The organism is Aquamicrobium sp. LC103 (assembly GCF_001014615.2).
Taxonomy (GTDB): domain Bacteria; phylum Pseudomonadota; class Alphaproteobacteria; order Rhizobiales; family Rhizobiaceae; genus LBCQ02.
This window is the reverse complement of sequence record NZ_LBCQ02000006.1, coordinates 166,029-179,299: the sequence shown is the minus strand read 5'-3', so window position 1 is coordinate 179,299 and position 13,271 is coordinate 166,029. Positions and strand designations below refer to the sequence as shown.

Genomic DNA, 13,271 nt, shown 5'->3' with positions numbered 1-13,271 from the left:
GGGGAAGCGGATTTTCGCCTCCAGGCCGAGAGGATGGACTTACTCGGACGCTTCATCGACCGGCTGCTCCTTGCTCTTCAGGTGTCGCGCGAGATCGGTGAACGGATCGGGCGAGGGGTCGTCCTGCGGTGACTGCATCAGCGCTTCGTAAATCCAGGGGACCTGACGGACCGCCTGATCGAGTTCCGGGTCGGTTCCCGGCTGGTAGGCGCCCAGAAGGCGGATATCGCGGGTGTCCTCGAAACGGGCGATCATGCTCTTCAGCCGCTCGGCCAGTACGCGCTGCTCGCGGGTCCATGCCTTCGGCGCAAGCCGCGAGATCGAGGCAAGCGGATCGACCGGCGGGTAACGGCCCTGTTCGGCGATCGATCGGCTGAGAACCACATGGCCGTCGAGAATGCCGCGAATGGAATCGGCGACCGGGTCGTTGTGATCGTCTCCGTCGACCAGCACGGACAGGATCGCCGTTATCGAGCCGGTGCCGTCGATGCCGGGACCGGCGCGCTCGAGCAGCTTGGGCAGGTCGGTGAAGACGGAGGCGGGATAGCCGCGCGCCACCGGCGGCTCGCCGATGCCGATCGCCACCTCGCGCAGGGCATGCGCGAAGCGGGTGATGGAATCGATGATGAGAAGCACCCTGTCGCCGCGGTCGCGGAAGAATTCTGCGACCCGCATCGCCATGTCCGGCGCGCGCTTGCGCATCATGGCGCTTTCGTCGCTGGTCGCCACCACGGCCACCGTCTTGGCGAGGGCCGGCCCGATCGTGTCCTCGAGAAACTCACGAACCTCGCGCCCGCGTTCGCCGACCAGCGAAACCACGACGGTGTCGAAGGCGTCCGCGCTGGCGAGCATTGCGAGCAACGTGGACTTGCCCACGCCCGAGCCCGCGAAGACGCCAAGCCGCTGGCCGAAGCAGATCGGCGTGAAGATGTCGATCACCCGAACGCCGGTGCGGAAGCCGGTCGCGACGCGCTGGCGGGACATGGCCGAGGGCGGAGCGGTCGCTCCTCTCGGCGTGCCGTCCACGAGGCGATCCTTGCCGTCGGCGGGCCTGCCGAGCGAATCGATGACCCGGCCGCGCCAGCTTTCGTGCGGGGCGGCGCCATAGGCGTCGCGAAGAAAGACGGGGTCGTCTATGCCGGCGTCGGCGCTGCGTTCGAAGGGAGCGACCAGTACGTCGTCGGGACCTATGCGCACGATCTCTCCCGCGCGCGCGCCCGAACTCGAACGGTGCTCGACCACGTCGCCCAGCCGTGCCTTGGCCGAGATGCCGCTCACGCGGAAGTGGCTCGGCGAAATTTCCACGATGCGGCCGCCCGCGCGAAGCAGGGTGCGTTCGTCGGAGAAGCGCCTGAAGATGCGTTCCAGATCGTGCAGCGGCGTCTCGCCGGCCGGCCTCGGCTCGGCGGCGGGTTCGTCATCTGGCGCGGCGGGCGTTTCCGACTGGTCGTAGAATGCGTCGACCATTGCGCGGTTCAGCGTGATCCGCCGAGCGTCGAGATCGCCTGGTCAAGCGCGTTCTCGCTGTCGCGCATCATGGCGGAGACCTGCTCGAACGCGCGTTGCACCTGGATGAGCCGGGTGATCTCCTGGATGGGATTGACGTTGGAATCCTCGACGAAGCCCTGCGCGATGCCGATGTCGATGCGGTCGACGATAGGCTCGGGCTCGCCCTGCGGTATGATGCCCGAATTGCCGTAACGGGTGAAGTTCAGCCCGGGCTGGAACTCGTAGAGGCCGATGGCGCCCATGAGCTGGTCGTTCTGGCGCAGCGTTCCGTCCGCTCCGGCTTCGGGGGGGCCGCCCTGCGCGTCGAGCTGGATCGGGGCGCCGCCAGCGTCCAGCACCGGATAGCCCTCCAGCGTCACCAATTCGCCGGTGTCGAGCATGGTGAAGCGACCGTCGCGCGTCATCACCGGACCACTCGGCGTTTCGATCGCGAACCAGGCCTCGCCCTGGATCGCGAAGTCGAACGGATTGCCGGTCTCGCGCAACGGGCCGGTCTTCGTCGAGAGATAGGTGTCGCCGGTCGAGGCGAACGAGATCGCCTGCTGGCCGAAGCCCGACACCACGTCCTCGAATTTCACGCCGGTCGCGCGAAAGCCGACCGTGCTGGTGTTGGCGACATTGTCGGCAATCGTGTTCAGGCGCCGGTCGAGCGCCAGTTGCGAGGACAATCCAACGTAAAGACCTATCTGCAATGTTTCAGCCTCATCTCTTCATCTTGGCGATAGCCATCAGCGCATCCGTCGAGATGCCGAATTCGAGCGGTTGGGAAATCAGGATGCTCGCCGCCGAAATCTGGGGCGAGCTCGGGTTGTTGATCTCCCACATGGTGGTGAAGCGCGTCATGAGCTTTTCGAGCTTCTCCGGGTCCTGGAGGTCGGCGATGTCGAGACGCTCGTTGATGAGCGCGGCCTGCTTGTCGATGTCGGCGGAGGCCATCGAAGCCGGCAGGCCCAGCACGGTGCGCACGACCTCGGCGAGCGCCGTGTCGGCCAAAAGCTGATAGGCGGAGGTGATGGACCCGGCCTTGCGCTCGAAATAGAGCGCGAGGCGCACGCCTTCGTTCTGCGCGCCGGCATCCTCCTCCAGCGTCTGACGCATGTATTTGTCGACGACGGCCTGGTGCGATGGCACGTGGACGATGGCTGCTTCGCCGTGCTTGGCGAAATCGAATACGCCGGCAAATTCGGCAAAGCGCTTGTCGGCCTGCCGGTTGGCGAAGCTGTCCGGGTCCTCGATCCCGCCCTCGAGCACGCGCCGCATGAAGGTCTCGTCGTCGATGAAATCCTGCAGGCCGTGGGCGCGCATCGCGTAGTTGAAGAGCCGGTCGTCGGCCAGGAGATCGTCGACGGACTGCACGTTGACGATGTTCTTCCGATAATAGGCGGTGTCGGCCTCCATCGTCAGGAACGGGATGCCGTTCTGTCCCATCAGCCCCTTTTCGAGATATTTGTCCGCCGTGCCGTCGAGCGCGGGGCTGTACGTCGTCGCCCTGCTTCCGTAGGCGGCGAAATTGTAGCTGCGGACGAAATCAGCGTATCGCTTGTCGGTCAGCTTGTTGGCGAAGCTGCCGGGGTCCTCGATGCCGCCTTCCATCGCCTTGACCATGAAGGCCTTGGCGTAGGCCATGTCGCTGAGCCCGTGCGCCTTCATCGCGTAGTTGAAGAGCCGCGTGTCGTTGACGAACTCCTCGATCGAGGTGACCTTGCCGATATTGTCCAGATAATACCGCGTCTCGCGCTGCACGACCGGCTGGTTCTGGACCCGAGCAAGCGACTTCGAGATGTCACGCGTGATCAATTGGTAGTTGGTATAGGTGTTGATCATTCGTGCCCCCACGATACGAATCCGTCACGCAGGGGTAGCCGGGCTTGCTTGCGCGAAGCTGAACCGGCGAGGTGAGCGAAGGTCAAGCTTCGCGCAAGGCATGGTCCGTAATTAGCAACGAGGAAATTCGTGCAAGAGGGCGGACCTTGGGCATCATTATTGGACTGGTCGTTACCTTCGGCTGCGTGCTGGGCGGCTACATGGCCATGGGCGGCCATATCGAGGTGCTGTTGCAGCCCTGGGAAGTCGTCATCATCTGTGGTGCGTCGCTGGGAACGTTTCTCGTCGCAAATCCGCTCGCCACGGTGAAGGACACCGGCAAGGCGATGATGGAGGCCTTCCGCCATCAGGTTCCGACCGAACAGGACTATCTCGAAACGCTCGGCGTCTTGCACAGCCTGATGCGCGAACTGCGCACCAAGTCGCGCAACGAGGTCGAGGCGCATATCGACAATCCGCAGGAATCGCCTCTTTTCCAAGCCTTTCCCACGGTGCTGCGGAACGAGGATCTCACGCATTTCATCTGCGACTATTGCCGCATCATCATCATCGGCAATGCCAGGCCGTTCGAGATCGAAGCGCTGATGGACGAGGAAATCCATACGATCAAGACCGACAAGCTGAAGCCGTACCATGCGCTGAACACCGTTGCCGACGCCCTGCCGGCGCTCGGCATCGTCGCCGCCGTGCTCGGCGTGGTGAAGGCGATGGGCGCTCTCGACCAATCGCCCGAGATCCTGGGCGCGCTGGTCGCCGCCGCGCTGGTCGGCACCTTCCTCGGCATCTTCTTGTCCTATGCCGTGGTCAGCCCGATCGCCACCAAGATCAAGATCGTGCGCGAGAAGAAGAACCGCCTCTATACGATCGTCAAGCAGACGCTGCTGGCCTACATGAACGGTTCGCTGCCGCAGGTCGCGCTCGAATTCGGACGCAAGACCATCTCGGCCTACGACCGTCCCTCGATCGACGCGGTCGAGCAGAGCACGCTTCATGGCGCCGACATCACCAGGAAGGCGGCCTGACGCGATGCCTGTTTGCGAAAAGAAGGCCGCGTGACGATGACCGGACGTGCGGCGGCCGCGGATACCAACAGCTTCATCGTCGAACGGCTCGTCGGGGACACCGGCGAACCGGGGCACATCATAATGGCTGCGCGCTCGCTGGCGATGAGGGCGTTGCCCGCGATCCGGCAGAGCCTCAACGAGCAGCTTTCCTATCCGATCGAGATCGAGGTCGACACGGTCGAGCTTGCCCGGCTGGTCGACGCGCGCCGGACCGGCGTTACGAACGACGCGCTGGCGATCGCTTCCTCGGCGACCTCGCCGGACGCGCTGATGCTGATCGCCGATTCCCATGCGGTGGCGCTTCTCGTCAGCGCCCTGTTCGGCGGCGACCCCGACATGCCGGTGCTGCCGATCGAGCGCGACCTCACCAATATCGAGCTCGAGCTCGCGACGGTGGTCTTCGAGGCCACCGCGCAGGCGCTGAACGGCTCGGGCGATCGCGCGCTCAGCATCCGCTTTCCGATGCAGTCGGCGATCTCCGGCCAGGAACTGAAGAAGCTGGTGATACGCGACGGGCCCGCCGTGCGCATCGCCTTCTCCATGACGGCGCCTTCTGGCGAGGGGCGGTTCACGGTGATGATGCCGCAGCGCGTCCTGCTGCTGCACAGGAGCGAGGATGGCTCCGGCCAGGTCGACCACGCCCAGGAAGCGCGGTGGCGGACGAGGTTCAGCGAAGAGGTGATGCGCTCCAGCGTCAGGCTGGACGCCACGATACCGCTGTCGCGAATGACGCTCGACGAGCTGTCGCGGCTCGTGGTGGGACAGGTCATAGAATTCCCGGAGAGCGCGCAATCGCGTACGCGGCTGTCGGCCCGAAAGAAGAGCCTCTTCACCTGCGAGTTCGGCAAGCTCGGGCAGAACTTCACCGTTCGCATCACCGAGCCGTTCGACGAAGGACAGGAATTTATCGACGGGTTGCTGCCCCGGTGAACCGCTTCACCGCAGCCCGCCCGTAAGGAGAACGATCATGAATTCGACGCGACCCGAAACCCAGGACTCTCAGGAAGACGAGCTCAGCAAGGCTATCGAGGAGCTTCGCGGCGTGCTGCATGAGCCGGAAGCCGAGGCCATGGCCGCGCCCGAGACCGTCGACCAGACGATATTGCCGGAAGGCCGGATGCAGAACACCGGCGTCATCATGAGCATTCCGGTCGACGTGCAGATCGTGCTCGGAAGCGCGGAAATGCCGGTTTCGGAGCTGATGATGCTGCAGAAGGGCTCCACCGTTGCCCTCAACAGGCGGATAGGCGAGCCGGTCGACGTCGTCGTCAACGGGCGCAAGATCGCCTGCGGCGAGATCACCGTGCTGGACAACGATCCGTCCCGCTTCGGCATCAAGCTGACGCAGATCATCGATGCGACCAAACCCGGGTAAGCATGTATAATCCGTGTGAAAGCGAGTCGGGGAAGGGTCGCAATGAGCCTTGAGGGGAAGCTGACGCAGGCTCAGAAAGCTGCTGCCGTACTGGTCGCCATGGGGAAGCCGTCGGCGGGCCGGTTGTTGCGCTTCTTCAAGCATGAGGAACTCAAGGCGCTCATCGATGCGGCGCGCATGTTGCGCACCATTCCCCAAAGCGAGCTCGAAAACATCGTTGCCGAGTTCGAGGACGAGTTTACCGAGGGCGCGGGTCTGCTCGATTCGGGCGACCAGATGGACACGATCCTCAACGAGTCGCTGTCTCCGGAAGAGTTCAGCGCCCTGATGGGCTGGGGCAAGCCGTCGCTGGCGCAGGACGAATCCGTGCCGATCTGGCCGGAACTGGAGGAACTCGAGCCGGAACGTCTCGGGGCCATGCTCGAGAACGAGCACCCGCAGACGGTCGCCATGATCTTCTCCAATCTCCAGCCGCAGGCCGCCGCAAACGCGCTGCTGACCTTCCAGAAGCAGCAGCGTGGCGAAGTTCTCAAGCGTATGCTGTCGATGACGACGGTGCAGCCAGCGGTGCGCAAGCTGGTCGAGAACCAGATCCGGGCGGCCATGATCGCCGAGGCTTCCGGCAAGGACGTCTCCGCCGGGCAGGCGCGCGTCGCTAGCCTCCTCAACGAGCTCGAGAAGGAGAAGCTCGAGGAGCTCATGCAGGATCTCGAGGCGTCCGGCACGACCGGCCTCGAAGCGATCCGCGCCAGGCTCTTCTCGTTCGAGGATATCGTGCAGCTCAACCAGAAGTCGCGCGTCGCGCTGTTCGACGGGCTTTCGACCGAGCTGGTCACGCTTGCATTGCGCGATACCGACACGGAGCTCATGGAGGCGGCGCTTTCGGCGATCGGCACCCGCTCGCGCCGCATGATCGAATCGGAGCTCAGCATCATGGTCGACGGAGTGCTGAAGGACGACGTGCTCAGGGCGCGCAAGCAGATCGCGCAGGCGGCCATCGAGCTTGCAGCGAAGGGCCTCGTCGAGTTGCCCAACGTGCAGTCGGCGGCTTGAAGGCCTGAGCCCTGATGTCGGAAAAGCCCGACAAGGAAAGCAAAACCGAAGAAGCCACGGAAAAGAAGATCCGTGACAGCATCGAGAAGGGACAGCTCCCCTTCGCCAAGGAGGTGCCTGTCATGGCTTCCTTCCTGGCGATCCTCGTCTTCATGGTGTTCTTCGCGGAGAGCGGGGCCGTCCGTCTGGGCAACTTCCTCTCGATATTCCTTGAACGGCCGGAAGCCTGGCCGCTGGCGACCGAGCATGACGCGATGCTGCTCTATCAGCTCGTCTTCTGGGAGATCGCCAAGCTGCTCGCGGCGCTGATGGCGCTGCTGATCTTCGCGGGCGTCGCCGCGTCCGTCTTCCAGAACATCCCCCGCCTGGTGCTCGACAGAGTGCAGCCGAAACTGTCCAGGCTTTCCCTGAAGGAGGGCTGGAACCGTCTGTTCGGTGCCAAGGGCATGGCCGAATTCCTGAAGTCGCTGGCCAAGCTATGTTTCGCCGGCCTCATCCTTGCGCTCGCGATGCGCGGGGCGAAGGATCACCTGCTTTCCGGCATGATCACCCAGCCGGAAGCATTCACCAGCGTGATCCGGAGCATCGCGATCGACGTCGTGCTCGCCGTCACGCTGCTGATGGTGGTGATCGCGGTCGCCGATCTCCTCTGGTCGCGCTTCCATTGGCGCCAGGACCTGCGCATGACGCGGCAGGAGGTCAAGGACGAGATCAAGCAGTCGGACGGCGATCCGATCATGAAGGCGCGCATGCGCTCGATCGCCAGGGACCGGGCGAGGCATCGCATGATGGCGGACGTGCCGCGCGCGACGCTCGTCATCGCCAACCCGACCCATTTCTCGATCGCGCTGCGCTACGCGCGGGAGGAAACGGCGGCCCCGGTGGTCATCGCCAAAGGCCAGGACCTCGTCGCCCTGAAGATCAGGGAAATCGCCGAGCAGCATGGAATACCGATTTTCGAGGACGTGGCGCTCGCCCGCTCCATGTACAATCAAGTTTCGGTGGATAGTATGATCCCACCTCAATTCTACCAGGCAGTCGCCGAGCTTGTTAGGATCGTGTACGCAGACAAGACACCTTCGGCTGGCAAGGTCTTGACATGAACCGTCAACCACATTCCTCGACACGCGAGAAGATCGTAGCCGATGCCATCCGGGAGGTCGTCAGCGAACTCCGCATGGTCGACGTTGCCGACTACATCGCCTTCATACGACTGGAGCGGTTCGCCAATATCGCCGACATCGTCGATTCCGCGACCGAACTCTATTTCATGCCCGGCGCGCTGAAGCTGGGCCACGGCGGCGAGGCGCATGCGACATGGTCGAGCTTGCCGCGCATCCTGCTCGATCTCGAACTGAGGCCGCGCGGCGTGACCGTCTATTTCACCCTGACGATGACGGCGCGCCATGCCAGCGTCGAGGTGAACTACGTGGCCTTCGACGACCCCTCCGACGACCCTTTCGAGAACGACGATTTCCTCAAGGCGGCGATCCGCGACGTGCGGATCATGAAGACCGAGCCCGCGGATATGGCCAAATAGCTAATCGATCAGGCCGCTTCTCAGCGCCTTCGCCACGGCGTGGATGCGGTTCACCGCATTGAGCTTCTGCGTGGTATTGGTGAGATACTGGTTGGCCGTGTGGACCGATAGGCCGAGCGTGCTCGCGATGGCGTCGCTGGTGAGCCCGTTGGCGGTCAGCTTCAGGCATTCCAACTCGCGCTTCGAAATCACCGGAAAGCGGGAAAGCTCCGTCATGCGCAGTTTGACCACCTCGGCGAAGACGGCGAGGCAGCGGAGGTGGACGTCGCAGAGGATTCGGTCGTCCAGCTCGATGTTCGGGCCGGAGCAGGCGAAGAGCCCGCATCTGCCGGTTTCCTCGAAGAGGGGCAGGGCAAGCCCGGGCGCGTCGAAATCCGCGCTGGCGGTCTCCCGTGCCCAGCGCAGCCCTTGCAGCGAGGAGTTGTTCGCGGAACCGCTCCACCAGATCGGAATGGAGGATGCCGTCGCCGCGCGGGCAAAGCCCTCGGCGGCTCTCGTGGACAATTTCCTGGACAGGTCCGCTATTCCGGGGAAGCCGGCGTCGAAAACCGGAACGAGCCGCGTGCCGTCGGCATTCGAAGCCAGGAGGAGCAGGCTGAACTCCTCGGCGCCGATTTCGCCGGCGATGCGCCGGCATCGACGAACCCAATCCGGCATTCCGGTCGACGTGTCCGCCTCGGCTTGCGCGAAGCAACCGGCGGCGGCGGGTTTGGGCTCGTCATACATGTTCAGATGATCCCGTTCCGGATCGCGGTGGCGATCGCCATGGCGCGATTGCTGGCGCCTATCTTCTGGATCGCATTGGCGACGTAGCTGTTGACCGTGTTGGACGAGACGCCGAGGATGACCGCGACTTCGTCCGTGGTCTTTCCTTCCGAAGCCCAGCGAAGGCATTCGCGCTCGCGGTCCGAAAGCCGGTCGGCCGTGGCGGCGTTCGCGGTCGCCGCGAGATGGCGGCTGATGGCATAGGAGCAGACCATCTGCGCGCGCCAAACCGCCGCCACGTTCATCTTGCCGGGCGTGCCGGAGGTCAGAAGCGCGTAGACGCGCCGCTTGCCCGTCTGAAGCTTCAGGCAGTAGAGTTCGCCATGTCCGTGCTCGCGCAGCGATGCCGACTGCCGAGCGCAGATCAGGTTCATCATGGCGACGTCGAGGGGCAGGGGCGACCGCCCAGCATCGGTGGCCAGGGCGCTGTCCAGGATCTTCTCGATTGCCTCGCAGCCGAGCGCCTCGATGGCGTCGAACACCCAATTCGAGGTTATGATCTTCGGGTATTGCCGGCCGCGCTCGCGTGCCAATTCGACGATCATGTAGTGGTCGGCATCGGTGTCGCGACAGATCTCGCGCATGAGCCGGAAAAGCTCGCCTTGGCTCGCCGGATCGGAGGCGAACCGTGTCGAAGCCGGCTGGGTATCGAAACTCGCCATTGCCATTGCCGAAGCAAACCTCTCCCAACGCCATGTCCGCACGGGCGGGCGGCTCGGATCCGGATGCAAACCGACCCGCAGCCGTACCGATTGGAACGGTCTGAAAACGATGGAAACCCAACGCAACATGGAGCGGACGAAATCCGCGGAGCAGGCGTTTAGGAGAAGATACGTTCACCCCCTGCAAACGAGCCGGATCGATGTCGATCCGACGCTTGCAGCCCCTTTGAAACCCGCCTGATGCAAAGTGTTAGGTAATCGCTTGATTCGCGTCAAGTTATTGTAAAGTTCGATATTTTCCGTGATCTCCGGCTGTTGCACGTTTGCATCGAACCCGCTGGATGCCTTGGCGCGGCTGAATTTCGTCATGTTCGCGACGGTTCCCGATTTGGGGCAGGCTGCTGTTTCAAACCGGGCCATGGCCGGCCGTTTCGGCGCTGAATCCACAGAAAAAACCTCTGGCACGCTTCATGCACAGCTCTCGCCGACGGGGTGTCGCCGCAAGGCAGAGAGTCAGCGAGGTAGCAATGAGTGGGTTCAATACTTCATCGGGCCGCAGAATATTGGTGACGGGAGCCGCGGGCTTCCTCGGCTCGCACCTGTGCGACAGGCTGCTGGCTTCCGACGAGACGACGGAAGTGCTCGCGGTCGACAGCCTGTTCTCGGGCGCCAGGTCCAATCTGGAGCATCTGCGTAGCCATTCCAGGTTCGACTTCATGCGGCACGACGTGACGATGCCGCTCTTCGTCGAGGTGGACGAGATCTACAACCTGGCCTGCCCGGCGAGTCCGGTGCACTACCAGTTCGATCCGATCCACACGATGAAGACGTCGATCAACGGCGCCATCAACATGCTCGGGCTGGCCAAGCGCACGCGCGCCAAGATCCTGCAGTCCTCGACCAGCGAGGTTTATGGCGATCCTACGATCTCGCCGCAGCACGAGGGCTATCTCGGCAATGTCAACACGATGGGACCGCGCGCCTGCTACGACGAAGGCAAGCGCTCGGCGGAAACGCTCTTTCACAATTACCGCCAGCTTCATGGCGTCGACACGCGCATCGTCCGCATCTTCAACACCTACGGGCCGCGCATGCAGCCGGAGGACGGCCGCGTCGTCTCCAACTTCATCATGCAGGCGCTGACCGATCAGCCGATCACCGTCTATGGCGACGGCACGCATACGCGCAGCTTCTGCTATGTCGACGACCTGATCGACGCGATCGTGCGGGTGATGGACCAGCCAACGTCCGACGGTTCGCCGATCAACACCGGCAATCCGCACGAGATCACCATCAACGAGCTGGCGAGCACGATCATCGATCTCACCGGCTCGAAATCGAAGATCGTCTATCACCCGCTGCCGCAGGACGACCCGCTGCAGCGCCGGCCGGACATCACCAAGGCCAAGGCTACGCTGGGCTGGGAGCCGCGCATCTCGCTGCGCGAGGGGCTGACGCGGACGATCGCCTATTTCGAGAAGCTGCTCGTGCAGGCGAACAGCAGGCAGGCGGCCGAATAGGCCGCTCGCCCCGGATCGATCTTCTTCGAAAGGAAACACAGTGCTCGACGTCGTCATCGTTACAGGTTCCGCCGGATTGATCGGCTCGGAAGCGACACGGTTCTTCTCGGCCCGCGGATATCATGTCGTCGGCATCGACAACGATATGCGGGCGCAGCTCTTCGGCGCCGAGGCGTCGACGGCGTGGAACCGGCGGCAGCTCCAGGAGCAGATCCCCACCTATCGCCACGTCAGTGCCGACATTCGCGACAAGGCGGCGCTGGAGGAGGTCTTCCGACAGTTCGCCCCGCGTATCGCGCTGATCATCCATACGGCGGCGCAGCCGTCGCATGACTGGGCGGCGCGCGATCCGCTGGCGGACTTCACCATCAATGCCAACGGCACGCTCAACCTGCTGGAGCTTTGCCGGAGCTATTGCGCGGAGGCGCCGTTCATCTTCACCTCCACCAACAAGGTCTATGGCGACCGGCCCAACTTCCTGCCGCTGGTGGAAGAGGAAAGGCGCTGGGAGCTCGGCCGCGAGCATCCGTTCGCCGAACACGGCATCGACGAGACCATGTCGATCGACCAGTCGATGCACAGCCTGTTCGGTGCCTCGAAGGTCTCCGCCGATATCCTGGTACAGGAATACGGTCGTTATTTCGGCATGAAGACGGCGTGCTTCCGCGGCGGCTGCCTCACGGGGCCGGCCCACAGCGGCACCCAGCTGCACGGCTTCCTCGCCTATCTGATGAAATGCGCTGCGACCTGCACACCCTACACCGTCTTCGGCTACGAGGGAAAGCAGGTTCGCGACAACATCCATAGCGAGGATCTCGTCAACGCCTTCTGGTCGTTCTTCCAGAACCCGCGCTCCGCCGAGGTCTACAATATCGGCGGCGGGCGCGACTGCAACTGCTCGATGCTGGAAGCGATCGAGCTTTGCGAGGCGATCACCGGGCAGCGGATGAACTGGCAGTACAGCGAGACCAATCGCGCCGGCGATCATATCTGGTGGATATCGGATACCCGCCGCTTCCGCTCGCACTATCCCGAATGGTCTATCAGGCACGATGTCGGCCAGATTCTCGAAGAAATCCACGCGGCCAATCGCCTGCGCTGGCGGGAGGCGGTCTGATCCCATGCGCAACGACGGCAAATTCAACGTTCTCGGCATCGGCGTAAGCTGCGTCGATTATGCCGGCGCGACCGCGGCGATCATCGCCGCCGCCAAGGCGAAGCGCCCGCTGAAGGTGACGGCGCTTGCCGTGCACGGTATCATGACCGGCGTCATGGATCCGTTGCATCGCTGGCGGCTCAACCGCTTCGACCTCGTCACGCCTGACGGCCAGCCGGTGCGCTGGGCGATGAACCTTCTCCACCGCCGCGGCCTGCGCCAGCGCGTCTACGGCCCGGACCTGACCATCGAGGTATGCAGGCAGGCAGCGCGTGAAGACCTGCCGGTCTTCCTGTACGGCAGCCGGCCCGAGGTGCTCGATGAGCTGGCGGCCAATCTGGCGATCAGAATTCCCGGCCTGACGATCTGCGGCAGGCGGCCGTCGCTGTTCCGCAAGAGCACGCCGGAGGAGAAACTGCAGATCGTGCAGGAAATCCGCGACAGCGGCGCCGCGATCGTTCTCGTCGGCCTCGGCTGCCCGCGCCAGGAGGTGTGGGTGCACGAATATGCCGACATTCTGCAGCGCCCGGCGCTCGCGGTGGGTGCGGCGTTCGATTTCCATGCCGGCCTGCTCAGCCAGGCGCCCCGGTTCCTGCAGGATCGCGGGCTCGAATGGCTCTACCGGCTCATGCGCGAGCCTCGCCGTCTGTGGCGGCGCTATCTTTATCTCAATCCCTATTTCCTCGCGCTGCTTGCGATGCAGCTCGCAGGGCTCCGCCGTTTCGCGGATTCCGGCTCGCAGCCGGGCGACGAAGTCGGTTTTGCTTGAAGACTGGGCGACGAGCCGGCAAAATCCGGCCAAT

At 63.7% G+C, this 13,271-nt stretch carries 15 protein-coding genes; 10 read left to right on the top strand and 5 right to left on the bottom strand.

Annotated elements, in window-relative coordinates:
- Window positions 1-39 precede the first annotated feature (39 nt).
- From fliI to XW59_RS13475, 3 genes are read right to left on the bottom strand one after another with little or no spacing between them, the layout of a single operon-like run.
- Entirely contained in the window at window positions 40-1,467 is a 1,428-nt protein-coding gene (fliI, locus tag XW59_RS13485; RefSeq protein WP_082137589.1) for a flagellar protein export ATPase FliI, read from the bottom strand.
- 8 nt (window positions 1,468-1,475) lie between these two features.
- A complete protein-coding gene (gene flgF, locus XW59_RS13480; protein ID WP_047145850.1) occupies window positions 1,476-2,201 on the bottom strand; it encodes a flagellar basal-body rod protein FlgF in 726 nt (241 codons plus the stop codon).
- A gap of 10 nt (window positions 2,202-2,211) precedes the next feature.
- Window positions 2,212-3,333 carry a DUF1217 domain-containing protein gene (locus XW59_RS13475; protein WP_047145849.1) on the bottom strand — a complete coding sequence of 374 codons (1,122 nt, stop codon included), beginning with the start codon at window positions 3,331-3,333 and terminating at the stop codon, window positions 2,212-2,214.
- Window positions 3,334-3,479: 146 nt separating this feature from the next.
- Between XW59_RS13475 and motA the strand changes: the two genes are divergently transcribed.
- From motA to XW59_RS13445, 6 genes are read left to right on the top strand one after another with little or no spacing between them, the layout of a single operon-like run.
- A complete protein-coding gene (motA, locus tag XW59_RS13470; protein WP_047145848.1) occupies window positions 3,480-4,355 on the top strand; it encodes a flagellar motor stator protein MotA in 876 nt (291 codons plus the stop codon).
- Window positions 4,356-4,391: 36 nt separating this feature from the next.
- On the top strand, window positions 4,392-5,327 hold the full coding sequence (locus XW59_RS13465; protein ID WP_047146043.1) for a FliM/FliN family flagellar motor switch protein: 936 nt from the start codon (window positions 4,392-4,394) through the stop codon (window positions 5,325-5,327).
- A 37-nt stretch (window positions 5,328-5,364) separates the two neighbouring features.
- Window positions 5,365-5,772 carry a flagellar motor switch protein FliN gene (fliN, locus tag XW59_RS13460; protein WP_047145847.1) on the top strand — a complete coding sequence of 136 codons (408 nt, stop codon included), beginning with the start codon at window positions 5,365-5,367 and terminating at the stop codon, window positions 5,770-5,772.
- Between the two features lie 42 nt (window positions 5,773-5,814).
- Window positions 5,815-6,825, top strand: a complete 1,011-nt coding sequence (locus XW59_RS13455; protein ID WP_047145846.1) for a FliG C-terminal domain-containing protein — start codon at window positions 5,815-5,817, stop codon at window positions 6,823-6,825.
- Between the two features lie 14 nt (window positions 6,826-6,839).
- Window positions 6,840-7,928: a flagellar biosynthesis protein FlhB gene (gene flhB / locus XW59_RS13450; RefSeq protein ID WP_047145845.1), complete on the top strand. Its 1,089-nt coding sequence runs from the start codon at window positions 6,840-6,842 to the stop codon at window positions 7,926-7,928.
- Complete coding sequence (locus XW59_RS13445) at window positions 7,925-8,365, top strand: hypothetical protein (RefSeq protein ID WP_047145844.1); 441 nt, start codon at window positions 7,925-7,927, stop codon at window positions 8,363-8,365. The genes flhB and XW59_RS13445 overlap by 4 nt, the downstream gene beginning before the upstream one ends.
- Here the strand turns inward: XW59_RS13445 and XW59_RS29630 are convergent, their stop codons facing one another.
- Together XW59_RS29630 and XW59_RS13435 are read right to left on the bottom strand one after the other, a co-directional pair.
- On the bottom strand, window positions 8,366-9,091 hold the full coding sequence (locus XW59_RS29630; protein ID WP_047145843.1) for a helix-turn-helix transcriptional regulator: 726 nt from the start codon (window positions 9,089-9,091) through the stop codon (window positions 8,366-8,368).
- Between the two features lie 2 nt (window positions 9,092-9,093).
- Window positions 9,094-9,714, bottom strand: coding sequence for a helix-turn-helix transcriptional regulator (locus XW59_RS13435; RefSeq protein ID WP_170990151.1), 621 nt, complete (start codon window positions 9,712-9,714; stop codon window positions 9,094-9,096).
- On the opposite strand from XW59_RS13435, the gene XW59_RS29360 reads away from it, so the two are divergent.
- The 4 genes from XW59_RS29360 (at window position 9,713) to XW59_RS13415 (ending at window position 13,237) form a co-directional block, all read left to right on the top strand.
- Entirely contained in the window at window positions 9,713-10,033 is a 321-nt protein-coding gene (locus XW59_RS29360; protein WP_170990150.1) for a hypothetical protein, read from the top strand. The two genes, XW59_RS13435 and XW59_RS29360, sit on opposite strands and share 2 nt — an antisense overlap.
- Before the next feature lie 286 nt (window positions 10,034-10,319).
- Window positions 10,320-11,312 (top strand): UDP-glucuronic acid decarboxylase family protein, encoded by a 993-nt coding sequence (locus tag XW59_RS13425; protein ID WP_047145841.1) that lies wholly within the window; start codon window positions 10,320-10,322, stop codon window positions 11,310-11,312.
- A gap of 40 nt (window positions 11,313-11,352) precedes the next feature.
- A complete protein-coding gene (locus XW59_RS13420) occupies window positions 11,353-12,429 on the top strand; it encodes an NAD-dependent epimerase/dehydratase family protein (protein WP_047145840.1) in 1,077 nt (358 codons plus the stop codon).
- Between the two features lie 4 nt (window positions 12,430-12,433).
- Window positions 12,434-13,237, top strand: a complete 804-nt coding sequence (locus tag XW59_RS13415; RefSeq protein WP_047145839.1) for a WecB/TagA/CpsF family glycosyltransferase — start codon at window positions 12,434-12,436, stop codon at window positions 13,235-13,237.
- Window positions 13,238-13,271 lie beyond the last annotated feature (34 nt).

Coding starts and splice junctions, on each gene's coding strand:
- XW59_RS13475 (WP_047145849.1), bottom strand. CDS start 3,333: ATGATCAACACCTATACCAACTACCAATTGATCACGCGTGACATCTCG.
- XW59_RS29360 (WP_170990150.1), top strand. CDS start 9,713: ATGAGCCGGAAAAGCTCGCCTTGGCTCGCCGGATCGGAGGCGAACCGT.
- XW59_RS13465 (WP_047146043.1), top strand. CDS start 4,392: ATGACCGGACGTGCGGCGGCCGCGGATACCAACAGCTTCATCGTCGAA.
- fliI (WP_082137589.1), bottom strand. CDS start 1,467: ATGGTCGACGCATTCTACGACCAGTCGGAAACGCCCGCCGCGCCAGAT.
- XW59_RS13455 (WP_047145846.1), top strand. CDS start 5,815: ATGAGCCTTGAGGGGAAGCTGACGCAGGCTCAGAAAGCTGCTGCCGTA.
- fliN (WP_047145847.1), top strand. CDS start 5,365: ATGAATTCGACGCGACCCGAAACCCAGGACTCTCAGGAAGACGAGCTC.
- flhB (WP_047145845.1), top strand. CDS start 6,840: ATGTCGGAAAAGCCCGACAAGGAAAGCAAAACCGAAGAAGCCACGGAA.
- XW59_RS13435 (WP_170990151.1), bottom strand. CDS start 9,714: ATGCGCGAGATCTGTCGCGACACCGATGCCGACCACTACATGATCGTC.
- XW59_RS13415 (WP_047145839.1), top strand. CDS start 12,434: ATGCGCAACGACGGCAAATTCAACGTTCTCGGCATCGGCGTAAGCTGC.
- XW59_RS13425 (WP_047145841.1), top strand. CDS start 10,320: ATGAGTGGGTTCAATACTTCATCGGGCCGCAGAATATTGGTGACGGGA.
- XW59_RS13445 (WP_047145844.1), top strand. CDS start 7,925: ATGAACCGTCAACCACATTCCTCGACACGCGAGAAGATCGTAGCCGAT.
- XW59_RS29630 (WP_047145843.1), bottom strand. CDS start 9,091: ATGTATGACGAGCCCAAACCCGCCGCCGCCGGTTGCTTCGCGCAAGCC.